General features: G+C 61.4%; 14 protein-coding genes and 5 pseudogenes. 7 read left to right on the forward strand and 12 right to left on the reverse strand.

Going from position 1 to position 22,884, the window contains the following annotated elements; translation table 11 throughout:
* Positions 1 to 55: 55 nt before the first annotated feature.
* From ACSKB9_RS16115 to ACSKB9_RS16135, 5 genes and pseudogenes are all read right to left on the reverse strand, one after another.
* A pseudogene (locus ACSKB9_RS16115) lies at positions 56 to 1,405 on the reverse strand (IS701 family transposase).
* A gap of 61 nt (positions 1,406 to 1,466) precedes the next feature.
* Positions 1,467 to 2,549: a hypothetical protein gene (locus ACSKB9_RS16120; protein ID WP_438074211.1), complete on the reverse strand. Its 1,083-nt coding sequence runs from the start codon at positions 2,547 to 2,549 to the stop codon at positions 1,467 to 1,469.
* On the reverse strand, positions 2,486 to 3,232 hold the full coding sequence (locus ACSKB9_RS16125; protein ID WP_438074212.1) for an SDR family oxidoreductase: 747 nt from the start codon (positions 3,230 to 3,232) through the stop codon (positions 2,486 to 2,488). The genes ACSKB9_RS16120 and ACSKB9_RS16125 overlap by 64 nt, the downstream gene beginning before the upstream one ends.
* Positions 3,232 to 4,617 (reverse strand): FAD-binding protein, encoded by a 1,386-nt coding sequence (locus ACSKB9_RS16130; RefSeq protein ID WP_438074213.1) that lies wholly within the window; start codon positions 4,615 to 4,617, stop codon positions 3,232 to 3,234. The genes ACSKB9_RS16125 and ACSKB9_RS16130 overlap by 1 nt, the downstream gene beginning before the upstream one ends.
* A gap of 2 nt (positions 4,618 to 4,619) precedes the next feature.
* Positions 4,620 to 5,630 (reverse strand): annotated as a pseudogene (locus tag ACSKB9_RS16135) (CapA family protein); the annotation flags it as partial.
* A 600-nt stretch (positions 5,631 to 6,230) separates the two neighbouring features.
* On the opposite strand from ACSKB9_RS16135, the gene ACSKB9_RS16140 reads away from it, so the two are divergent.
* Positions 6,231 to 6,464 carry a hypothetical protein gene (locus ACSKB9_RS16140; protein ID WP_438074214.1) on the forward strand — a complete coding sequence of 78 codons (234 nt, stop codon included), beginning with the start codon at positions 6,231 to 6,233 and terminating at the stop codon, positions 6,462 to 6,464.
* 883 nt (positions 6,465 to 7,347) lie between these two features.
* Here the strand turns inward: ACSKB9_RS16140 and ACSKB9_RS16145 are convergent.
* A complete protein-coding gene (locus tag ACSKB9_RS16145; RefSeq protein WP_438074215.1) occupies positions 7,348 to 7,542 on the reverse strand; it encodes a hypothetical protein in 195 nt (64 codons plus the stop codon).
* 101 nt (positions 7,543 to 7,643) lie between these two features.
* Between ACSKB9_RS16145 and tnpA the strand changes: the two genes are divergently transcribed.
* From tnpA to ACSKB9_RS16165, 4 genes and pseudogenes are all read left to right on the forward strand, one after another.
* A complete protein-coding gene (gene tnpA, locus ACSKB9_RS16150; protein WP_438074216.1) occupies positions 7,644 to 8,099 on the forward strand; it encodes an IS66-like element accessory protein TnpA in 456 nt (151 codons plus the stop codon).
* Entirely contained in the window at positions 8,080 to 8,433 is a 354-nt protein-coding gene (tnpB, locus tag ACSKB9_RS16155) for an IS66 family insertion sequence element accessory protein TnpB (protein WP_438074217.1), read from the forward strand. The genes tnpA and tnpB overlap by 20 nt, the downstream gene beginning before the upstream one ends.
* A gap of 50 nt (positions 8,434 to 8,483) precedes the next feature.
* Positions 8,484 to 10,016, forward strand: a pseudogene (gene tnpC, locus ACSKB9_RS16160) (IS66 family transposase).
* 29 nt (positions 10,017 to 10,045) lie between these two features.
* On the forward strand, positions 10,046 to 10,255 hold the full coding sequence (locus ACSKB9_RS16165) for a hypothetical protein (RefSeq protein WP_438074218.1): 210 nt from the start codon (positions 10,046 to 10,048) through the stop codon (positions 10,253 to 10,255).
* Positions 10,256 to 11,175: 920 nt separating this feature from the next.
* On the opposite strand, the gene istB is transcribed toward ACSKB9_RS16165, so the two are convergent.
* Complete coding sequence (istB, locus tag ACSKB9_RS16170) at positions 11,176 to 11,919, reverse strand: IS21-like element helper ATPase IstB (RefSeq protein ID WP_076828398.1); 744 nt, start codon at positions 11,917 to 11,919, stop codon at positions 11,176 to 11,178.
* 11 nt (positions 11,920 to 11,930) lie between these two features.
* Positions 11,931 to 13,469: an IS21 family transposase gene (istA, locus tag ACSKB9_RS16175; RefSeq protein ID WP_438080202.1), complete on the reverse strand. Its 1,539-nt coding sequence runs from the start codon at positions 13,467 to 13,469 to the stop codon at positions 11,931 to 11,933.
* Between the two features lie 1,215 nt (positions 13,470 to 14,684).
* Here istA and ltrA point away from each other — a divergent pair.
* Positions 14,685 to 16,091 (forward strand): group II intron reverse transcriptase/maturase, encoded by a 1,407-nt coding sequence (gene ltrA, locus ACSKB9_RS16180; protein WP_438074219.1) that lies wholly within the window; start codon positions 14,685 to 14,687, stop codon positions 16,089 to 16,091.
* 245 nt (positions 16,092 to 16,336) lie between these two features.
* Here the strand turns inward: ltrA and ACSKB9_RS16185 are convergent, their stop codons facing one another.
* The 3 genes and pseudogenes from ACSKB9_RS16185 to ACSKB9_RS16195 all read right to left on the reverse strand — a co-directional run bounded on the left by ACSKB9_RS16185 (position 16,337) and on the right by ACSKB9_RS16195 (position 21,184).
* Positions 16,337 to 17,851 carry a porin gene (locus ACSKB9_RS16185; protein ID WP_438074220.1) on the reverse strand — a complete coding sequence of 505 codons (1,515 nt, stop codon included), beginning with the start codon at positions 17,849 to 17,851 and terminating at the stop codon, positions 16,337 to 16,339.
* Between the two features lie 466 nt (positions 17,852 to 18,317).
* A pseudogene (locus tag ACSKB9_RS16190) lies at positions 18,318 to 19,693 on the reverse strand (aminotransferase); the annotation flags it as partial.
* Positions 19,694 to 19,704: 11 nt separating this feature from the next.
* Positions 19,705 to 21,184, reverse strand: a pseudogene (locus ACSKB9_RS16195) (NAD-dependent succinate-semialdehyde dehydrogenase).
* Between the two features lie 193 nt (positions 21,185 to 21,377).
* Here ACSKB9_RS16195 and ACSKB9_RS16200 point away from each other — a divergent pair.
* On the forward strand, positions 21,378 to 21,854 hold the full coding sequence (locus tag ACSKB9_RS16200; RefSeq protein ID WP_438074221.1) for an Lrp/AsnC family transcriptional regulator: 477 nt from the start codon (positions 21,378 to 21,380) through the stop codon (positions 21,852 to 21,854).
* Positions 21,855 to 22,557: 703 nt separating this feature from the next.
* Here ACSKB9_RS16200 and ACSKB9_RS16205 read toward each other — a convergent pair.
* Positions 22,558 to 22,818: a hypothetical protein gene (locus tag ACSKB9_RS16205; RefSeq protein ID WP_438074222.1), complete on the reverse strand. Its 261-nt coding sequence runs from the start codon at positions 22,816 to 22,818 to the stop codon at positions 22,558 to 22,560.
* Positions 22,819 to 22,884: the final 66 nt, after the last annotated feature.

Consider the following 22,884-nt stretch of genomic DNA (forward strand, 5'->3'; position numbering starts at 1 on the left):
TAATAGGTCCTGACCCTAGCACTACTTTGGCAGATTGTGTTTTCGCCGCTGTTTTTCAGGGATTTCCTTTCGGCAATATGGGCACTGCTGAGGCGGCGGCCGAAGGATGAGATCGACGATGGCGTGACGTACGGCTGGCATGGTTGGCTGAGGCGGAGGCCCGTTCGATTCTTTTTTTCCGCCCCGCGTATGCGAGGCGACGATGTTGCAGGAAGGCGTAGGCTATCATTGTCATCAAGGCGTGGCGATGAAGACCTTGCCATGATCGCCCTTCGAAGTGATCAAGTCCAAGCTCCTCCTTCAGCTGTTGATGCGCCTGCTCACAAATCCACCGTGCCTTGATGGTGGCGGCCAGCGTGCGCAGATCCGTCGCCGCCGGAAGATTGGCGAGATAGTATTCTTCTCCCCGGAGGCACGTTGCTCACCAATGAGCCAGGCTTCGTCGCCTGGGAGATGCTGCTGACCTTTATCCCATATTCGCTGCGAAGGGCCGTCGGCGGTGCGGACACGGAGAGCAGCAAATTGGGCTTTCAGCCGACCTTTCGTCCCGCTACGCCAACTCAGGGTTTTCCATTTGGCGCTGGCCAGCATTTGTTCGGCCGCAATCGATAAGATATCGGGCACGTGGTGCTTTCGTGGTTTGCCACGGACTTTGGTGATCGGCCAAATGAGCTTCACATCGACCGGATACACTTTCTGGTGCCGAGGGATACCGACAGCCCAGGTCAGCCCGCGCTCTGTTAGCCCTTGTCGAAACGGTGCGCTGAGGCCGTATCCTGCATCCGCCAGCACACATCCAAAGCGCACGTTGGCTGGCCATCGCGCGGTCAATCTCGGCTAGAGCAATCTCGGGCTTGGACCGTGCCGTTCGATGTTCGACTGGCACGCGAGCGCGCTTCAAACGAGATATGTCGCTTGTCCAACTGTCAGGCAGAAAGAGACGTAACGCGACCATCACGGGCACTTCGCCGCGTGCAAGCGTTAAAGACACCAGCGTTTGGCAATTTGCGGTTTTACCGAGAGCCGACGCGTATTGAGCCGCAACACCGACCGATCGCTCACCCTTCTTCGGCAGTGAGGTGTCATCGATAACCAGCATCGCATCCCTGCCGCCGACAAGTCGGTCCGCCTGGTTGAGCAGCTCCGTCTCCAGCGGCGTCGCATCCCAGACACCGTCCGCAATGAAATGGTGCAGCTGGTCGTAGTTGCCCGTGGCAAGGCGCTCCGCCATCGGCTGAACGCTCTTGCGATCGCCAGGACCGATCAGTCCCGCAACATAGAGAGGACACATCCGCTGCCGGGTCTTATGACCCAGCCGGTCCAAGAACGGCATCAGCCAGCGTTCGAGTTCGTCTTCCCATCCGGGCATGGTCAGCCCTCCCAGAGCCGACCACCCATGAATCATTGAAAAATTGATTCGGGAATCCTATAAAACGCGGCAAAATCAACAATCTGCCAAAGTAGTGCTAGACCTCATAGCGGAAGAACCAGCTATATTGACCGAACGCAAGGTGCGCTCCGATTGTAACCACGACCGTGGCACTGACAGTCAGCGTACCGCGCTCGGACCGGAGCAGCCCCGTCACGCAGGCGAGCGCAAAGCCGAGCAATATCGGGCGGAAGCCCAGGGGATTGTCGAAGCTGGCGCTCAGGTTACGGAGAACGGGGCCAAATGTGCCGGTGCCGTCATAAGCCGTCTCGGCAATCCGCGATTTGAGGAGCACCGAGCTCGGCAGCAGAGGAAGGCCGGGCAAGGTCATCCGCGCGAAGTAGCCTGCGAATGCACAGAGCATGCCGACGGCGGCCGCGGCTGCAAAGCGACGCTGGCCGAGCAGCGCAAATCCTGCGACTGCGGCAAGGGCAAATGCCGCCCCTTCAAAACGAATCAGCGGCAGCAGCACAAGCGCCACAAACTGCACGGTGGTCGGCGACCGCCCACGTGCGGTTTCCGTGAGGACCGCAAAGGTCACGATCGTGGTCCAGACGTGCAGGCTGTGCTCCATGCCGGTCATCGGCAAGGCGAGCGCACTCGACGAGAAGATGGCAAGCACCACGGCGAAGACGTACAGGACTATGCTACCCGGCTGCTCGAACAGCCCCACCGTGTCGAGGATGCGCAGAAACGCCACCACGGTGGCGGCCGCAGCCGCGGCGTTGATCAGGAGCGGACCGAACGCGCCGAGATGCAGCGTCTCGGTCACCGCCAGCAGATAAGGCCAGATGATCGACGAGCTTGGCGACGAGACCTCGGACGCATTGACGCCGTAGCCGCCGAGCCGGATGTGATCGGCGACAGCAAGATGGATATAGGGGTCGTCCAGGGTGAAGACCAGCCGGCCGTCGCAGAGCGCGATGCGAGGATCAGCTCCACCGCAAACAGCACGAGCCACAGCAGGATCGGCGCGACCGGGACGCGCTGCCAGATCGAGCCGGACTGCACGAGCTGCTCGCGGCCGGGCCAGCACTGGCGACGGCGGTGCCAGCATCAGATCCGCATCCGTTTGAAAATCGCTTCCGGCAGCGTGCAGATGATCGCCATCACCAGCCAAAACCGCCGGGCCACATAAATCACGTCACGCGGCCTCGTAACGTCCGCCCGGAAGATGTCTTCCGCAACGCGATCCGGCTGAACCGTCAGGGGGGCCGACAGCTTCATATGCGCCGTCATCCTGGTGCGAACGAATCCGGGCTTAATGGTGACGACGCGGACCTTGCCTGCCAGTGCCAGGCGGTTGCGCAGGCCGGACAGGAATTGCGAGAAGCCCGCCTTGGCCGCGCCGTAGTAGTAATTCGAGGCCCGCCCACGATCACCGGCGACCGAGCTGACTCCGACGATGGTTCCCGAGCCGCGCTTCTCGAAGGCTTGCGCGAACAGTTCGAGCAGCAGCGCGGGCGCCTCGAAATTGGTGCGCATGATCCTCGTCGCAAGCTCGGGATCGGTCTCGGCACGCGGTTGATCGCCGAGCTCTCCGACAACGCATACGACGGTGTCAGGAAGTGTGGAAAGGCCGGCGACGAAGCCGGCAAGCTGCCCTGTCTGCAGCACGTCGAGCGCGACAACCGAGGTTTTGATACCGCTTCGCGTCTTGATGTCGTCCGCATTGCGCTGTGCCGCCTCGATATCGCGGGCGGCGAGCATCACGCGCCATCCCTCGCTCGCATAGCGCAGCGCGGTCGCGTGCCCGATGTCCGAGCTGCCGCCGATCACCAGAATTGATTTTGCGCCGGTCATCAAATTCCAAGCCGTGCTGAAAGATGGGACACGAGGCGGGTATTCGCCCCGGTCTGCTGGCGGATGTCCCGCAAGGCCGCAAGGCCGGGATATCCGGATTCGAATGTCGCGCGGGACTGCCGCGCATCCTTGGCGAGATAGAGCCGGCCGCCGGCATCGACCACCAGCGCGTCGAGCTGGTCAAGAAAGGCGAACAGCGCGTCGGTGACGGGAAAATCCATCGTCAGCGTGTAGCCGCGGAGCGGAAACGACATCGGCCCGCTGCCTTCGCCGAGCTGCTTGAGCACCGCGAGAAACGACGCATCGCCGCGCCGCGACACACGATCGAGAATTTCGGCGAGAACATAATGCGCGCGGTCGAGCGGGATCACGCATTGATACTGCACGAAGCCACGCCGGCCGTAGATCCTGTTCCAGTCGGCGATCGCATCGAGCGGAAAGAAATACGGGTCCCAATGGACCAGCCGCGGCTTGCCCGGATGCGCGGCGCCGCGGCGGAAGTACAGCTCGTTGAACACCCGCATCGATGCGCGATTGAGCAGCCATCCCGGAAACAGCTCGGGGACCGCGAGCCGCGACGCGCGAAGCCTGGGAAACGTCTCGAGGCCGGACCCCAGCATATCCTTGTCGCGGCGCGTGGCGTGCTCGGCGAGATAGACCAGCGACCGTCCGAGCGCCGCGCCGCGCGCAAGGCAGTCGATCCAGGCCACCGAATAGGTGCTCGATGCGCTGCTATCCAGCTGATCGATCGCCGCGTCGAGATTGCCGGCGACGCGGGTGTCCTGACGCAGCCAGGCGGTCTCGATCGGCAGCAGCCGCAACGTCGCGTCGAGGATCATGCCCGTCAGGCCCATGCCTCCCAGCGTCGCCGCGAACAACGCGGCGTTTTCCGACCGTGAGCAGGTGATGGTCTCGCCGCCCGGCAGCGCGAGGCGGAACGAGTCGACGATGTTGCCGAAGCCACCATCGCGGTGGTGGTTCTTGCCGTGAACGTCGGCCGCGATCGCGCCTCCGATCGTCACGAACTTCGTGCCGGGCACGACTTTCAGGAAAAAGCCACGCGGCTCGAACGCAGCAAGGATCTCCGCGATGGTCACGCCGGCTTCGACCGTCAATTGGTCGCTTGCGGCATCGAAACTCCGCATCCGGTTCAGGCCGCGCGACGAAATCGTGGATTGCGTTCCGATCGCCGCGTCGCCGTAGGCGCGTCCAGCCCCGCGCGCGACGACCCCGGACCGCTCAAGCAGATAGTCCCGCGCGCCCGCCGGCGTTTGCGGCGCAAGCAGTTCAGACGACGCCCTGGGATAATTACCCCAGCCGGACAGGCCGAGCCCACTTGGACCGGGGGTCGATATCACGCGTCTTGGCAACGCAGCCGCCGGCATCGCTAGATGGCGGCGAGCATGATGGCGCCGATCGCGCCGAGCGCGACCCAGCTGACGCGATCCCTCAGCGCAAAGATGACCGGATCGGCGTCGATCAATCCGCGCTGCGCGAACAGCATCACGCGGCCGATCCAGTACATCAAGATCGGACAACCGACCAAAAGCAGTTGCGGATGGCTGACGCCAGGATCGCTCAGTTTGCGATCGGACGGTTGCGCTTGGTCGGATGCGCGCGATCCGCCTTGATGTCGAGAAGATCGTTCAGGGTGTAGGTTCCGGACGCGCAGAGCGACAATGCGATTACGGCAAACAGCGACGCCGATCCCAGTTCGAATTTGTGTGCGGTCAGCAAAGGCACCAGCAACTAGGGCGTTCTTGGCATGATGCACCCTGAACAGCTTCAGCCAAGTGCGCATACCAACAGGCGCGGGCACGGCCGGCTCGATGAGCTTGATAGTTTCGATGTAAGTGCAGCGAGCGCCATTTCTGCTCCCCGTGGACAATTGAATGTCTAAGATCATACTTAAAATGAGGCACGGCGCGGTATACCATCCCCACATCAAGCTCCCCAAAAGATAGCCAATAAAGCCAATACGATCTGGATCCCTCTTTGTCTGGCAATATTCAGGCGGCTGAATAAGGCGAGGGCCATGACCTAAAATCAGCCCCCCCTCCTCAATCAACGAACGAGCGACCTCGATTTGTCTGTCACGTGGGGAAAACTCAAATTCGTAGCCCCAGTGGATTGATGCAATACTGAAATCACAATGTCGCTTCTTGCAATCCTCAACTTGCATTTTGAGCAACGCTAAATCCGTTCGGACGTACTTAGAAGAGAGTTTCGTCTTGTGCACACGAAACGTTTCGTTCTCGGGCAGCTGATGCGCATTGAGTCCAAATGTCGTCGATACGAATCCAATGTTGATTCGATCTCTGGCAAGAACGTTTGCTCGCTCGTATTCCTCGGGATGACGAGGAGCACCAATATCAACAATCCCGGTCTGGCTCGTCGCTCTCCGCGTCGCTACGGGATTTTCCCAATTCTACTGATGCACTCTTCAACCCGTGCGCGGGTTGAGGTCTGATGCGTCATAGCCGCTCACTGAGTATGATCGAAAATCTGCCGCGATATCGATTTCGGCGGCGCCAAATGTTCGCAGTCCGTTTGAGGTTTTCGACTTGGCCACCAGCAACGAACATGGAACCCCTTGTTCTTCTCGGAAGTGTTTTCCCCAGATCTGCGCAACTGTTGGTCCAGCTTAGAGTATATCGAGGGTCGCTTTTTTTGAACTACAAACAACGATAGCTGACACTTGAGTGAGCCTCCGTCGATTCGCATTCACGCGCCTTCCGGTCCCCTTGCATCGAAGAACATGCTCTTGCGTGAGGAGGACCTTTCGCTGGTGGTATGTCATTCCTGTGTGCTCGCCCCTGAAAACTCCTGCGAGGAGCTCAACCGTTTTCTCGAAGCGCGCTGCTCGTCGGAAAGCCCGGAGCCCCCGAAGCCGGATATTTCGGTGAACTGCCGCGGAGCGGTCAGGGATGAGTGGAGTGCGGATGTGGCCTGCCCGGCTGCCACGGCAGCTGCGTGAGAATGAGCAACACCGTGTGCGGTGGTTCGGGTCTACGATACGCTAGAGGGCGCGCTCGGTCCTGAATGGACCGTCTTCTACGGCCGGCCGTGGCTTGGAATCACACCCTATGGCGAGGAACAGGATGGCGAAGCCGACTTCGTCGTCGTGCATCCCGTGCGCGGCTTCCTCACGATCGAGGTCAAGGGGCAGGATTCCCAGGATCCGGAGACAGACGTTGGATCGGCGAGGACAGAAACCGCATCCGCCATGTGATCAAAAACCCGGTCGATCAAGCACGATCGTCCAAGCATCAGCTGTTCGACAAAGTCCGGGAGATGCCAGGCTGGCCGCGGTCCCGCTTCATCCGGATGCGACATGGCGTGATCTTCCCGGATGCAGCGGAACCACGGGGGAACTTGGGGCCCGACCGTCCGCGCGAACTGTCTGAAGTGGGGTGACCGTGCCGATATCGGCGCATGGGTCAGAAACCGATCTCCGGCGAAAACGCACAGGGGCCTCGCATCTGATTGAACCTGGACAGGCCCAAAAAGGCCACCTCAACTCTCTTGGCAGCGAGACTATCCGTCGATAGTTCGTCGCGAAATGCCTAGAGGCCGTCGTTTAGTTGCTGGATGGGAGCACCGCTCATCGAACCAGAGTTGTAGAGAACGAGAATAACGGGGCATCGATTTTCAGGATTCTCTGCGAATTCCGCTGCACTGAATGGCTGTTGCGCAAAATCGGCGTCTGACATGCCAAGCCCCGAGAGAATTCAACAAAACACGGGGATTTCTATACATTGGGCCGGGCTTTACAACTAAAAGAAATATCCGGTCCATCCCTTTCGACAAATGAGGAGGCCAACTTTTTTTGACCGGCCGTCATCGAGCTTTGCAAGCTCGCGTCTGAAGCTTTCGCCATTTATCCCTTCCAGGACCAATGTCACGGACCCGCTCGACGTGAAACGTTGCGTCGGGATCCAGGGTCCTAGCCTTGTCCATGGCCTCGGCTTGAGTGTCGGTTGTCGCGCTCGCCCGATCCGCGTTTGGCTGCAACATGACGCGAATATGATTGTTCAGTAAGGCCAAGCGCTCCAATTTTTGGAGCGATGCCTCGTGAAGCCGCCAGCGTTCAATGAGTTCTGGCGGAGATCCAATCACCGGCCGCTCAGGCGCAAACTTTCGGTATTTTGATAACCCTCGCGATGAGATTTCGGATCGTTATGCATGTTGTACGATTCCAGTAGAAGTATGTCGCGGTCGTCGAGCTCGCCAATCAGGACCAGAATACGCGTTGCCTTCAGTTTTTCAGCGTCACCGTCCGCGATACCCGCCTCCACCGATCCGCTCATGCCAGCTGTATCGCGCGCTGGCCGAGGGATGCCTAGATGGGAGCCTCACGCCGGTTACTATCAAACTGTTCGAGCTGTGAGCGACGATCGGAGGTGGAACGATGGCAAATGCCATGCATGATGCCAGGCAGGAAGGTGATTCCTATCCTCGCGTCGAGTTGATCACCGGGGAACGTCGCCGGCGACGATGGACGGGCGAGGAGAAGGCCCGGATCGTGGCGGAGAGCTTTGAGGAAGGCGTAAACATCTCCGAGGTAGCACGACGCAATGGCGTTGCCCGCGGGCTGCTCACGGTGTGGCGACGTCAGGTTGCGGCGGAAGTCGTGAGCAAGGCGCCGAGCTTTGTGCCAATCCAAATTGGGGCCGAGAGCAGCGGCACAGCCGACGAGCGTATTCCGCCTGCACAGGAGATCAGCGCGCCGCCGACCAGGGCCTGCGGGATGATCGAGATCGAGCTGAGCGGGGCGCGCATCCGGATCGCGCCGGGTGTGGAACTGGCGACGCTTGTGACGGCGCGTCGGCGCTTCGAGGGATCCGGTGATTGCGCTACGGGCTGACCTTACGGTGGTGCTGGCGGCACAGCCGGTCGACTTTCGCAAATCGGTGCACACGCTGTCGGCGCTGGTGAGCGAAGCACTGCGCGCGAGCCCGTATTGCGGCGACGTATTCGTGTTCCGCAGCAAGCGCATGGACAGAGTGAAGCTTCTGGCGTGGGACGGCAGCGGCATGGTGCTGGTAACGAAGTGGCTGTACCAGGGGCGCTTCGACCGGCCGCCGATCCGCAACGGTGTGGTGCATCTGAGTGCGACGCAGCTTGCGATGCTGCTTGACGGGCTCGAGTGGACGCGTGTCTCACCCAAGCCTGTGAAGCAGCCGGCCGTTGTCGGTTGAGGAGTGAGGATTTTGCTGGTGCATGCGGCGCGCGCCTGTATCGTCTGATCATGGCGATTCGTCCCGATGCTCTCCCGACCGATCCGGCGGCTCTGACCGAGACGGTACTCGCGCTTGACGCCGAGAACGAGAAGCTGCGCGTGGCGATGCAGACACTCAGGGAGATGATCTTCGGGAAGCGTTCGGAGAGGCTTGCGGTGCTCGTGGACGAGCAACTTGCGCTCGAGCTCTGGATGATCTTCAAACCGACGCCACACGGCCTGCGCCGGCCAACGACGATGCGCCTGCGGCGAAGTCCCCCGACAGGCCACTCAAGAGAGCGCGCCGCAACATCGGTGCACTGCCCAAGCACCTGCCGCGTTGTGAGCAGGTGCTGGAGCCGGAGGCGACCGGGTGCCCGTGCTGCCAGGGCCAGCTTCACAAGATTGGCGAGGACGTCAGCGAGGTGCTGGACGTGATCCCGGCGATGCTGCAGGTGCTGCGGACGGTCCGTCCCAAGTACGCCTGCCGCAGCTGCACCGACGGCGTGGTCCAGGCGAAGGTGCTGCCGCGCTTGATCGAGAGCAGCATGGCCTCGACGGCACTCGTGAGCCATGTGGTGGCCTCGAAGTTCGCCTGGTATCTGCCGCTGTACCGGCAGGTGCAGATCCTGGCCGACCAGGGCATCCAGCTTGACCGCGCGACGCTCGCCGGCTGGGTCACGCGTGCCGCCTAGTGGTTCAAGAGCCTCTACGATACAGGCTGCACCGCGCGTGTTCTGCGACGAGACGCCGATGCCGGTGCTCGACCCCGGACGACATCGCACCCGCATCTGCGATGCCATGGATGACCGGCCATGGGCGGGCCCTCGCCGCCGGCGGTTGCCTACGTGTTCGCCAACAGTCGCGGCACGGAGGAGATCGCCGCACAGTTGACGGGCTTTTCCGGCATTCTGCAGGTGGACGGTTATGCCGCCTACAAGGCGCTGGCGCGAGATCATGCGGGCGCGATCCAGCTCGCCTTTTGTCTCGCCCATGCCCGACGCAAATTCGTCGAGGTGTACAAGACGACCCAGTCGCCGTTCGCACGCGAAGTGATCGAACGCCTGCAGGCAGTCTATGCCATCGAAGCGGAGATCCGCGGCAGCAGTGCCGAGCAGCGGCTTTCCGCCCGTCGCACCAGGTCCGCTCCATCGATGGATGGTGCTCAGGACGCGCCTGACCGCAATGGTCGGCCAGCTCTTCTCCCGATCGAAGCTGGCGGAGGCCATCAACTACGCGCTCAATCACTGGGACGGGTTGACGCTGTTTCTCCGCGACGGCCGTGTCGAGGTCGACAGCAACACAGTCGAGCGCTCCATGCGCCCGATTGCAATGGGACGACGCAACTCGCTGTTCAGCGGCAGCGAGGGCGGCGCCGGGAGCTGGACGATCCTGGCGTCGATCGTGAACACGGCAACGCTTCATGAGCTCGATCCTCAGGTCTACCTGACCGACGTGCTGGAGCGCATCGTGTCCGGACGAACCAGGAGTCATCAGCTGCACGAGCTGCTCGCCTGGAACCGGAAGGGGGCGCGCCCGCGCGCCGCACAGGCTGCCGCATGAGCCCGCGTCGCCATAAAGCAGCATCGTCGATGGCGTCAGCCGCGATGCCGCTTGCGGAGCTCGAGCGATGGTTCCAGGCTCGCGTCGATCGGCATCCTGCCGCCGCCGGCATTCCCATGCTTGACGGCTATGCCGCCGCGATCGTAGCCGGACCGGTGTCGATGAGCCCGCTCGACTGGATCTGCCCGCTGCTCGCGATCGATGCCGACGCTTTCAACCATGGCGGCACGCCGGAGTGAGCCGCGATATCGGCCGTCGCACTGCGCCACGACGACATCAGCAACACCCTCTCGACCGCGCCCGGTCGGTTCGAACCGATGCACCGGCGCGAAGTCAATGGCGATATCGATCCGCGCCCGTGGTGTCAGGGCTTCTATGCCGCGATGCGGCTCAGGTTCTCGGCGCGGACGCCGTTGCTGGACGCCGGCAACGTCGCCTGCTGCTGCCCATCCTGCGGCACAATCGCGACGATCAGAACCGTCCGCCGCTCGGATCACCGCAAGGCGACCATAACACCTACGCCGAGATCCCGGCGGCCGTCGAGGCCTTGCGCCAATATTGGATGCCTATCCGCTACCTATGCACACGCTGATCACCGCGGACGTGGGAGCTCATACCGGTTACGTTTGATAGGCACCGTCTTCGATTAAATCGATACTCTCAGGCTCTCTCCTTCACGTTTTCCGCCGAGACCTTCATCTCTTCCAACTGTTCCCAATAGCTCCAGATATCTCTCGACCCGCTTAATTCGCTGATTTGGGATCAGGTCGCTGACAATTTCGGAAAGAGCCTAGCCGAATATTGGAACGTTAGAAATTACCGAACGGACGATGGCTCCTGTTCGGTCTCCGCCTCCCGCGCCGAGTAGGGGAAGGCGTCGATCATTTTTGTCCTAGTCTGCGGATTCCGATGATCTCGCCCGGGTGTACCGATTTGATCTCGCCCAGGATTCCGAGATGATCTCGCCCACCATTCCGATTTGATGTCGCCCGGGGCGCGAGGCGTTCTGGCTGTTTGGTTTCTGGCATCGGTGAAGCCGCGGGGTCAACTTGAATCGCGGCTTGAGGCCCTTCTTCGTCTGCTGTTGGTCTGCTGTGGGCATGTGGGCAACGCTCTTTGCGTTGTCCAAGCGCAGCGGCATGTCCACAGCGCCACTGGCTCAGGCCTTTCGATCGGGTTTGCGGGTTCGCCGCAGGCTCTCGCCGTTGAGATCGATCCGGTGAGCGTTGTGGACCAGGCGGTCGAGGACGGCATCGGCGTAGGTGGGATCGCCGATCAGCGCGTGCCATTGATCGACGGGCAGCTGGCTGGTGACGGTGGTGGAGCGGCGGCCGTAGCGGTCCTCGAGGATCTCGAGGAGGTCGTGGCGGGCTGCGGCGTCGAGCGGCTCGAGGCCCCAGTCGTCGAGGATGAGCAGATCGATGCGGCCGAGCGCCCGCAGGAGCCGCGGGTGGCGGCCGTCGCCGCGCGCCAAAGCGAGATCGGTGAACAGCCGCGGGACACGCTGATAGAGCACGGAGCGATTGTCGCGGCAGGCCTTGTTGCCGAGCGCCGAGGCGAGCCAGCTCTTGCCGACGCCGGAAGGTCCGCAGATCAGCAGGTTGGCGTGGTCGTCGATCCATTGGCCTTCGACCAGCATCGTCAGGAGACTGCGGTCGAGGCCGCGCGGGGTGCGATAGTCGATGTCCTCGACGCAAGCCTGCTGGCGCAGCTTGGCGTATTGCAGCCGCTTCGATAGCCGCTTGTCGCGTCGCAGCGAGGCTTCGCGTTCGAGCAGCAGCGCGAGCCATTCGGCATGGCCGAGGCTTGCGGCATCGCCGCCGGCTTCGATGTCGGCAAAGGCCTTGGCCATGCCATGAAGGCCGAGCGCGTGGAGTTGATCGAGGGTCGGATGCGTGAGCAAGGCGTGATCTCCTAATTGTAGTAGCGCGGCCCGCGGATGTTGGGATGAAGGACCGGCGCGTTGTCCGCGGGGCGCTTGGGTGAAGGACGCCGGTCGAGATTGTTGGCAAGGATCGATTTGACCGAACTGTAGGTGCGGGCGCCGATGTCGATCGCCCGCATGGCGGCAGCATCGAGCCGCTCTTGCCCGTAGGATTGGCCGAGCCGGATGATGCCGAGGCAAGCGCGGAAGCCCTGCTCGGGGTGCGCCCGCTCATCGAGGATCAGGTCGCACAGCGCCGCGGTGGCCGGCCCGATCGTGGCGGCCTCCTTGCGAATGCGCTCGATGGTCCAGCCGGCGTAGCGCCGATGACTGGACGCCATGTGTTCCGGCACGGTGGTGTGCTTGTGGTTGCCGCTCATGCGCTGATGCGCGGCGATCCGCTCGCCCTTGTGGAAAATCTCGACGGTGCGGGCGGTGAAGCGCACCTCGACTTCGGCGCGGACGAAGCGATGCGGGACGCTGTAGTAATGCGCCTCGACCTCGACGTGATAGTCGATGCTGACCCGGCAGATCCGCCACTCGGCGAACACGTAGGGGCTCTCCGGCAAGTCCTTGAGCGCCGGCCGGTCGATCTCCTCCAATAGCTTGCGGCGGGTCACGCCGAGCCGCCGGATCGGCCGCTCCTCGTTGAGCCGGGTCATTAGCTCGGTGATCGCCGCGTTGACCTCGGCGAGGCTGTGGAAGGTGCGGTGGCGCAGCCGCCCGAGCAGCCAGCGCTCGACCATGAGGACCGCCTGTTCGACCTTCGCCTTGTCCCGTGGCCGTCGCGGCCTCGCCGGCAGAATGGCGGTGCCGTAATGCGCCGCCATGTCGGCGTAGCTGCGGTTGATCTGCGGATCGTAGCGGCAGGCCTTGATCACTGCGACCTTGGTATTGTCCGGCACCAGCAGCGCCGGCACGCCGCCGATCGCCTCGAAGGCGCCGACGTGGCCGCTGATCCAGTCGGCGAGCCCCTGCGTCCAGGTCGCCTGCGCGTAGGTGAAGCTCGATGCGCCGAGCACCGCGACGAAGATCTGCGCGGCGCGTCGCTCGCCGGTGAACCGGTCGATTACCACCGGCACGCCGTCGCCGGCATAGTCGACGAACAGCTTGTCGCCGGCCGTATGCGACTGGCGCATCGTCACCGACAGGCGGCCTTCCCAGGCGCGATAGAGCTCGCAGAACCGCGAATAACGATACCCGCCGGGTTCGCCCGCGATGTACTCGTCCCACAGGATCGACAGCGTCACATGCTTGCGCCGGAGTTCGCGGTGTACCGCCGCCCAGTCCGGCTCGGCCTGCCGGCGATGGCCCCGCCGGGCGCCGGGACCGGCTCCCGCGCTGGCGAACAGCCGGGCTTCCAGCGCAGCGTCGGTGATGTCGTCGGGCAATGGCCAGGTCAGCCCCGCCGCCTCGAACCGGTGGATCGTCAACCGCACCGTCGAAGGGGCTGTCCCCACCCGCCGCGCAATCTCGCGGGTCGGCATCCCGGCCGACTTCAATCTGATCACATCGCGCACATGGCGCATCGCAAACCTCTCCGTCGGCATCCAGGTCCCCCTTCGCAAAGCCGAAAGGCGGGACCGTATCGGAGCCAGAAGAGGCCTCGTCACCCCGGGCGACATCATCCCGGAATGGTGGGCGAGATCATCTCGGAATGGCGGGCGACATCAAATCGGAACGGTGGGCGAGATCATTCCGGAATCGTGGGCGACATCGAGCGGAATCAGCACCTAGTCGGTTATAACTCAATCCTTAACATCAACGAGCTCCAATAGTGTCGATTGCGCAATCGGCATACCGCGATTGGCCGCTACCCTGCGGAGCAGCAAGGACTTTCACGGGCGCCGCAACGGATCGTTATTGGTAGTTCGGACGATTAGCCGATTGAAATGCCTTTCCTGGCAATCGTCCATCCAACTTGTAAGCGTGAATTAAGGCGGCTTCCCACCAATCGAAACCGGCTTGTTCAGAGAGATAATACCGATTGCCGGTTGCTGCTTCGGCATAGTGATCGATCGCCAAACTGGCGACTGGCGACTGGCGACGACTGTGCATCCAGCTTGCGTCAGGACAGGTCCTGGAAAGGAGGAAGAATGTAATCTGAAACCTTTCAACGTGACCCAGAGGGTTCGACGCCCTCCCGGCAAAGGCGGAGCCCGCCAGCCGGAAGCGAGTCTTGCATGGGTGACGGCAACGTCACTCGTGAAGCGTAGACAGCGGGTACTGAAGCCCTGTGACCAGCCTCGAAATCACGGTCGTGCTGAAGCCTTCGTCGTGTTGGATCCGGGGGCAGCACTGGGAAAGCCGCTACGGCCAGGCTGACCGGTTCGGCCGGGGTCTCTGAGCAGGGCAAAGGTACGGGATGGGATACCAGGAAACCTGAGAGGTCCCGTTTGTGCCCACATGGGAAAGCCGGCACGGAGCACCGGCCACAGCAACGCTCCAGGCCTGATGACCGACTTGGCGAGCATCGGGAGCGCGCACGCGAACACGAAAACACCAAGGCATGTGGAATCCCGAGGTGAAGACATAAGCCGACGGACACGCGCGGCGGGAAGTCGTAGCGGCTTCGTAGTACCGAGGAAGGCGGGGAACTGGGCTCACCGGGACCCGCTCGAGGGAAGGGAGCCGCCACGCGTTAAGAGCCATTGACGAGAAACACGGGAGGGAACGCTAAGTCCACGAACCTGTCCACGAAACGACAATGGATAGCCGATCTGGCGAGGAAGAATCCCAAGCGGGTGCTGACCTCGCTGCATCACCTGATCGACCGTGAATGGATGCTCGAGGCCTATCGCCTGACGCGCAAGGATGGCGCGCCCGGTATCGACGGCATGATGGCGACGGACTATGAAGCGAACCTGGAGGCGAATCTTTGTGATCTCCTGGCGCGCATCAAATCCGGACGTTACATCGCGCCGCCGGTGCGACGGCACTACATCCCGAAGGCGGATGGGACCGAACGGCCACTCGGCATCCCGACATTGGAAGACAAGGTGGCACAGCGGGCGATTCTCCTGCTGCTGGAGCCGATCTACGAGACCGACTTCTTGTCGTGCTCGTATGGCTTCCGACCGGGACGATCGGCCCATGATGCCCTACACGCTCTGCGCAATGGGTTCATGGAGCAAGGGCTGCGTTGGGTGGTGGACGTCGATATCTCGAAATACTTCGATACCATCGACCACACGCACCTGCGCCGATTCCTCGATCAGCGAGTCGCGGACGGCATCGTCCGGAGGATGATTGATAAATGGCTGAAGGCGGGGGTGCTCGAAAAGGGCGTCCTGCGCCGCACGACTGGTGGAACGCCCCAAGGCGGCGTGATCTCGCCACTGCTTGCAAACATCTACCTGCATTATGTGCTGGATGAATGGTTCGAGCAGGTGGCGCGACCGCGGGTCAAGGGGCGATGCCAACTGGTCCGATACGCTGATGACGCGGTGATCGCCTTCGAGGACCATCTGTCCGGCAAGCGATTGCTGAATGTGCTGGGTAAGCGGCTCGGTCGGTACGGGCTTCAACTCCATCCGACCAAGACCCACTTCGTAGACTTCCGGTTCAAACGCCCCGGTGGGCGTCATCCCGCGACGGCGGGGACCACATTCAACTTCCTTGGCTTCACCCATGTATGGGGTCAATCGAGGAGGGGTAAGAATGTCGTCCTACAGATAACGGCAAAAGACCGTTATGCCCGCGCGCTGGCTTCCGTGACGGAATGGTGTCGGCTCAACCTGCATCGCCCGTTCCGGGAACAGCACGCGCACTTGTCGCGGGTGATCCGGGGGGGGGGCACTGCGCCTACTACGGCATCTCCGGCAACGGCCGACGGATCAGATGGTATCACTACCAGCTCACGCGGATATGGAAGAAATGGCTCGCGCGGCGTGGTCGCCACAGCAATCTGCCGTGGTCGCGCTTCCGAGCCATGCTCGCGCGACACCCGCTGCCGACAGCCAAGATCGTCCACCAATATGCCGTCTCGTGAGCGAAGCTTGCGCGTGAAGAACCGGATGCGGGTAATCCGCTCGTCCGGGTCTGTGAGGGGCGGGGATGGCAACATCCCCGCCTACTCGGCAAAATGCAAGACGCCAGAAACTTATCCTATCTCAAGAGTGGAAGCGATCAACTTGCGTTTCGTTGGGTAGCTTGGCGAATGACACCCGACGGCACAATCAGCAGAGTATGCTGCGCATATCAATTACGCTGCACAATTCGCGTGACGCGTTTCCGTTGCCCGGTGCGGCGAGCGAGCCAGCGCTCGCACTTGGCATGGGGCGCAATCAAACTCGAATATGAAGGCCTCTGGCGGGCATGCCGGAGGCCTTCCTGGAGGTCAACCCGGATCAACATCGCCGTTTCGTCTTCTCCTTTCGCTAGTATGACTTGAGCCTCACCAGTTGCGCTGGGCGCGGAGCAGAAGCGTGAGGCTGTTCTGGTCCTTCAGCTTATACACAGCACCTGGTTTGGCGATACCCGACTGCACGGGCAGCGTAACCGTACTCCCGCCCGCATATTTCTGGTCGAGCATCGAGTAGGCGAGGTCGGCCGAGAACGTCAGGTTCTTGACGGGAGTCCAGCCAGTCGTCAGGCCGACAACTGAATAGTTGAAGTCCGGGTCGCAGCCGGCAGCGCCGCTTGACAGTGCAAGCGTTGCGAGGAACGCGCCGCAGATATAACCCTTGGCAGTGTTGTTATATCGCACTGCTGCCCACGCACCGTAGATGCTGGTGGCCCAGCGCGGATCCCAGTTGTGGGTGTAGCCGCCGCGGAAGCCATAGGTCGTAGTCAACTCCTGCCCAGAGCCTGCGACGAACACGGCGTCAGACAGACCACCTAGTCCGATGCTCTGATAAGCACCTGCGAGGCCCGTCCCGCCGTACATCGCGTAGCTGGTCGACATATAATCCTGGAAGTTGTAGCGGCTTGCGCCGCTTGTATAGACACCTGTCAGGTTGATCGTGTCACCCGGACCAGTCGGGATGTTCTTGATCGACAATGCCAGTTGCCCGGCCCAGCCCCATTTGTCGGACGGATGGCCGCTTGTTTCATCGACGCCGTAGTAAGCGGCGTGATTGTCATGCGCGGCGAGCGCTGTCTGGAAGAGGCCCCAGGCCTGATCAACGCGAAGCATGGCAATAAAGTCGGGAGACGCTGTACCGGCAATATCATTCCCACCATAGGCCCCGGTCGCAAGACCTGCTGCGGTTGCCGCACTCACGTTCCAGATGTTGGTTGTGTCATGCTGGACCTGATCCTGGGCCGAGAAGGAGACGCTGATGCCCTGGCCGAAATCCGCGGTATAGGTGAACTGGTTGACGGGATCCCAGCCGCCGCCCCCGGCAGGCCGTTCGAAATTGTTGCCCGGATAGTTTGCCCACGGAGCAGAGTATTGCGACTGCGCCTTGCCGATCGTGAGGCCGGCGAACTGAATGAACGCATAGTAGACACCCAGCGTACCACCGGCGACAGTCGCTCCACTATAGGCGGTCGAACCATTCACGGCAGTTTGGCCGGCACCGGCGTAGCCGCCCGAATTCCATGTGAACACAGCATCGAAGAATGTGCGGACGAGGCCGTAGTCTGTCTGCGTGCGCGTGTCGATGGTCAGATCTTCACGTGAGCCGGTGCTGTAATAGTTGCGGAGGCGATTTTGCGCGCCGGCCGCGCCGCTGTTGGCCGCGTCATAGAGAGCGTTCGTGGCCAGCCCGGTCTGGACACGCAGGTAACCACCGAGCTTGATGCAGGTATCAGTGCCCGGAATATAGTAGAAGCCGGCTCCGTACAGCGAGCACGTCTTCACGTAGTCGATCGCCCTGGCCTTCACAGGAAGATCAGCCGCGTGCGCTAGTCCAGCGCCACCGAACATTGCCGTAGAACAGAGGACAAGTGCCTTCGTCAGTTTCATCGATACCCCCAAGGTTGAAACATGATCCGTCGCTCAATGATCATGTCTGACGAGAACTGTACGGAGTTACCGGAGTCGGGGTTCGTCGATCTGGGCCGTCGGAACTTCCAAATTATGCGCGGAGGCAGGGCGTTTCGCAGCTTTTGCGCGTCTGGGCATCAACCTCATTCTACGGCAAGGTCCGTGATGCACCCGGTACCAGCCTCGTCTCGATGGCTCAAACGCGCTTCGATGAAGCGCGCAATGGTCTCACCCGTCCTCGCAACTGCCGACAGGTCCGGGACAATGCTTCATGACCTGTGCAGCCCCGCGCGGGCCGTGCCTCGGTATGAGATGAGGCTTACCAAGCAGCCTGCGCGGCTCGCGCGTAGCCGTTCTCAAGCGCAATAAAATGCTCCCGCAAGCGCAGGCGAAGGGTCGAAATACCCTGTTGAAGTTGAGCTTCAGACGATAGCCGATTCTTCGAGAGCTCGTCGAGCACCTGCCTTGTAGCTGCATGTGCGAGTTCGACGATCTCGTCGATCTCGGCTTCGGAGACAACAAGTGGTGGCGCGAAGCCAAGAATGTCCCCGTGCGGCATCGCGCGCGCAATGAGACCGCGATCACGGGCGGCTTTCGAAATGCGGGCACCGACCTTGAGCTGTGGATCAAATCGCCGTTTCGTGTGGCGGTCTGCGACGAACTCGATCGCGCCGAGCAACCCGACGCCTCGCACTTCGCCGACGATCTCGAGCTGCGCGAACCGCTCCCTGAGCCTGTTCTGGAAATGCGCGCCGACAATCCTGGCACGATCGCTCAGTTGCTCCCTTTCGACGATATCAAGAACCGCATTGGCAGCTGCGGCCGCAATCGGGTGCCCGGAATACGTATATCCGTGCGAAAATGCTCCTACCCTGTCCGCGGCTTCTTCCATGACCGCGTACACTCTTTCACCGACAATGGCGGCCGAGAACGGTATGTAGCCGGAGGTCAGGCCTTTCGCGACCGTCACGAGGTCCGGCTCGATCCCGTAGAGCATGCTGCCGAAGTCCGCCCCCGTTCGGCCGAATCCACAGATCACCTCATCGGCAATCAGAAGCACGTCGTGCCGTCGAAGCACGGCCTGGATTTCACGCCAGTAGCCCGCCGGCGGGGGCGTGATCCCCCTGTCCCCAACACGGGCTCAGCGATGAAGGCGCCAACCGTTTCCGGTCCCTCCCGCAGAATCAGCTCTTCGAGCTCGGCAGCACGCCGGCGGGAGAAGGCCTCTTCCGTCTCGCCTGGTTCGGCACCCCAATAGTGGTGCGGCGCGCCTGTGTGCACGATGCCCGGGAAGGGAAGATCCATATGATCATGGTAGAACGACATGCCGGTCATCGACCCGGAAACGACCGAACAGCCATGATAGCCGCGCTCGCGCGAGATGATCTTTTTCTTCTTCGGCTTGCCGCGCAGGTTGTTGTAGTACCAGACGAGCTTGGCTTGGGTTTCATTGGCGTCTGACCCGGACAGGCCGAAGAACACCTTGCTGGGCTTACCCGGCGCCATTCGCACCAGACGATCAGCCAGCTTCGCCAGCTCTTCGGTCGTGTGGGCGGCATAGGTGTGGTAGTAGGCCAGCTTGTGAGCCTGCCGCGCGATGGCCTCGGCCACCTCGGTCCGGCCGTATCCGATGTTTACGCAGTAGAGGCCGGCAAAGGCATCGATATAGCTGCGACCTTCGGCGTCCTTGATGCGAATGCCCTGACCTCCTGTAACGATCACAGGATCACCGCTTTTTCCTTGAGCGAATTCCTTAAGCTGGGTGAATGGATGCAGGACATTCGAGCGATCCCGTTCAGCGATGGTTTTTATGTCAGTCATTTCAGTTTCTCCTAAGCTGCCAGATCGCCGAAGCAGACGTATTTGAGTTCCATGAATTCCGCCAGGCCGTGTCGCGAGCCCTCGCGGCCGAGGCCGGACTGCTTCCATCCCCCGAATGGAATCGGCGGTCCCGTGAACGAGGCCGTATTGATACCGAGCATTCCGCACTCGATCTGCTCGGAAAGACGAAGTGCCCGACGCAGATCGTCCGTGTAGACGTACCCGGCCAGCCCCATCTCACTGGCATTGGCCCGGGCGATGACCTCTTCTTCAGACCCGAACGGAAGTACGGCAGCCACCGGCCCGAACGTTTCCTCCCGCGCAATGAGCATGTCTTCAGTGACATCGCCCAGCAGCGTCGGCACAACGAAGTTCGGACCAGGACCGGTCTCCTGATGAGCACAAACAATGCGCGCGCCCTTCTTCACTGCGTCATCGATCTGGGCTCTGCACTTGTCGGCGACCGACAATCTGGTCATCGGCCCGATATCTGTTGCAGCTTCCAGACCATGGCCGACTTTTAGGTGAGCCATTGCGTCGGCGAACGCGTTGAGGAAGTTCGCATAGATGCCTTTCTGGACATAGATGCGGTTGGCGGCCAGACAGTCCTGGCCTGACGTGGCAAACTTTGCGGACATCGCCCCCTGAACTGCCTTCTCAAGATCGACGTCATCAAAGATCAGGAAAGGAGCATGTCCTCCCAGTTCCAGCGAGACCTTCTTGATCGTGTCGGCAGCGCCTTCGAGAAGCAGACGACCGACCTCGGTCGAACCGGTGAACGAAAGCGCACGTATCCTTGGGTCGCGCAGTAGCGGCGTCGAGAGCTCGACCGGACGACCAGTCACGACCTGAAACACGCCGCGAGGAATGCCCGCCTCTTCGGCCAGCCTGGCCACGGCAAGGGCAGAAAGCGGCGTCTCGGGTGCGGGCTTCACAATGACGGGACAGCCGGCCGCAAGCGCGGCCCCCGCCTTTCGGGTCATCATCGCGACAGGAAAATTCCACGGAGTAATCGCTGCCGCCACACCGACCGGCTGGCATCCGCACCTGAAGCAGGCTTCCCGGCTTGTGGCTCGGGATTGTCTCGCCATATGCACGCTCTCCCTCTGCGGCGAACCAGTCGAGAAATCCGGCACCGTACGCGATTTCCTGGCGCGCCTCCTTCAGGGGCTTGCCCTGCTCGCTCGTCACCAGGACGGCGAGTTCTTCCGAGTGGTCGCGCATCAATGCCGCCCAGGACCTGAGGATCGCTCCACGCTCTGTTGGCAATAGTCCCCGCCATGCAGCAAACGATCGATCAGCTGCCGCGATCGCAAGCCCCATATCCAAAGCTGAACAACGGGCCACATCGGCGATCTCTTCCCCGGTCGCCGGATCGACCACCACGTCTCTGTGGTCGCTCGCAACCCAGCGTCCGTCGATCAGCGCATCTCCCGCCACAAAATCGCGACGGCGCAGGTTCTGCAGGTGGCTGGCAGCAAGACCTGGCAAACCAGGGCTTCTGTGCCTGACAGTTTCAAAGTCCATTCAAAGGTCCGGATCGGTCATCTTGTTGAAATTTCCTGTGCATTCAGGATACTGATGCCGCACAAGACATTTGCATCGCATTTTTCTGAAGCCCGGATGATTTCCTGCATCGCGCAGGCATTTTGCGACGAAATTCACCTCAAGGCTGGAGACGACCATGCAGTACGATCGGATAGACGCCCGAATCCTCGAGATCGTGCAAAAGAACAATCGTTTGACATCCGAGGTGATCGGCGAGATGGCGAACCTTTCAGCGACCGCATGTCAACGACGACTGAAGAGGCTCCGTTCAGAAGGCATCATCGAGGCCGATGTCTCGATCGTTTCTGCGAAGGCGGTCGGAAGGCCTATTCAAATGCTCGTGCTGGTTAACCTCGAGCGCGAGCGTTCGGATATCATCGACAGGTTCAAGAAAGCGATCAAGTCGTCCGTTGACGTCGTCAATGGATTCTACGTCACCGGTGACGCCGACTTTGTGCTGTATGTTACCGCCCGTACCATGGAAGAGTATGAGCAGTTCACCCGACGATTCTTCTATGAGAACCCCGACATCAAGGGCTTCAAGACGATGGTCATCATGGATCGCGTCAAGGCGGGCTTTGCTGTTCCAATTGAGTCTCCGCCCGAGGATTGATGCTGCTGTTCCGCTTCACCGAATCAACCCCGTTTCAGGTGCTTTCCATCGCCAGGCGTACTGATCTCGCGACAGGGCGCCGATCATTTGATCTCAAGCCAGAACTCATGTCGCCTTGACTTGTCCCTTATGAACCGCCGAGCGCGAAGGTACCCCGGTTTCCACGTCCAGCTGCCCGACATGCGTAGTTACCGGGGCCAAGGCCAGGATTGATTACTGTCTGGCTGTAACATAATGCTGCCCTGACCGTCCTGAAATGTTGACCGAGGCATGTGACTGCACGGATCAAGGCGGCCGTGCAGATGACACAGCCGCGTGCGGTTCGAAATGAAAGACGGGATGAAGCAGAACGCCTGGAGCGACATTTCCCCGTCGGCCGCTTCTCTGCTGCCGGGATCATGGACCAGACGAAAGCGCGGCGCGCCTACAACGCGGCAGGACGTGTCAGTACATGACGCTCACTTTTACGTCCGCGGCGCCCGAACAGGCGGATTGCGGTGAGCAGTCCAACCGCGGCTCCTGGCGCCGCGCGTTACCCCAGGAAGAAGTCATTTGACCGGCTTCCGGAATGATCGATCTCACCTCCGCGCCGCGGCTGTCCATTAGATTAGATCTGCATTCCCGGTCGCACGGGCGGCCCAGCACGTGAATTGCCAGTCGTGCGCGGCCGGTCATATCCGCGCCTCGCGTTTGAAGTCCTGGCTCACGGCGTCGGACCCGGCACGGGAAGCTCGTATTCGCTTCGCACATCGACTGTGCCGACGCAGACGATGGTGCCGACGCGGCGAGCGAGCCTGTCGACGCTGTCGCGATCGCTGATATCAATGGAAGCCGAAATCCGGAACTCGTCCGCGAGCGCCCGGACGCTGATCGCAGCAAGTCCAATCCCGGCAACGCGCGTCTGGTCCAGCAGCCGGCCGAGCGCGGCATGCATATCGCTCGTCTGCAACTCGAGAATAAACATGCTGGCTTCCTTTTGCTATTGTCTGCGCCGCAAAGGAAGGGTGCTGCATGCCGGATTTCCGGGCAA

This window comes from Bradyrhizobium sp. BR 1433 (genome assembly GCF_051547665.1).
GTDB lineage: Bacteria > Pseudomonadota > Alphaproteobacteria > Rhizobiales > Xanthobacteraceae > Bradyrhizobium > Bradyrhizobium australafricanum.

Coding starts and splice junctions, on each gene's coding strand:
- ACSKB9_RS16125 (WP_438074212.1), bottom strand. CDS start 3,232: ATGACCGGCGCAAAATCAATTCTGGTGATCGGCGGCAGCTCGGACATC.
- ACSKB9_RS16130 (WP_438074213.1), bottom strand. CDS start 4,617: ATGCCGGCGGCTGCGTTGCCAAGACGCGTGATATCGACCCCCGGTCCA.
- ACSKB9_RS16145 (WP_438074215.1), bottom strand. CDS start 7,542: ATGAGCGGATCGGTGGAGGCGGGTATCGCGGACGGTGACGCTGAAAAA.
- tnpA (WP_438074216.1), top strand. CDS start 7,644: ATGGCAAATGCCATGCATGATGCCAGGCAGGAAGGTGATTCCTATCCT.
- ACSKB9_RS16165 (WP_438074218.1), top strand. CDS start 10,046: ATGGCGTCAGCCGCGATGCCGCTTGCGGAGCTCGAGCGATGGTTCCAG.
- istA (WP_438080202.1), bottom strand. CDS start 13,469: ATGCGCCATGTGCGCGATGTGATCAGATTGAAGTCGGCCGGGATGCCG.
- ACSKB9_RS16185 (WP_438074220.1), bottom strand. CDS start 17,851: ATGAAACTGACGAAGGCACTTGTCCTCTGTTCTACGGCAATGTTCGGT.
- ACSKB9_RS16200 (WP_438074221.1), top strand. CDS start 21,378: ATGCAGTACGATCGGATAGACGCCCGAATCCTCGAGATCGTGCAAAAG.
- ACSKB9_RS16205 (WP_438074222.1), bottom strand. CDS start 22,818: ATGTTTATTCTCGAGTTGCAGACGAGCGATATGCATGCCGCGCTCGGC.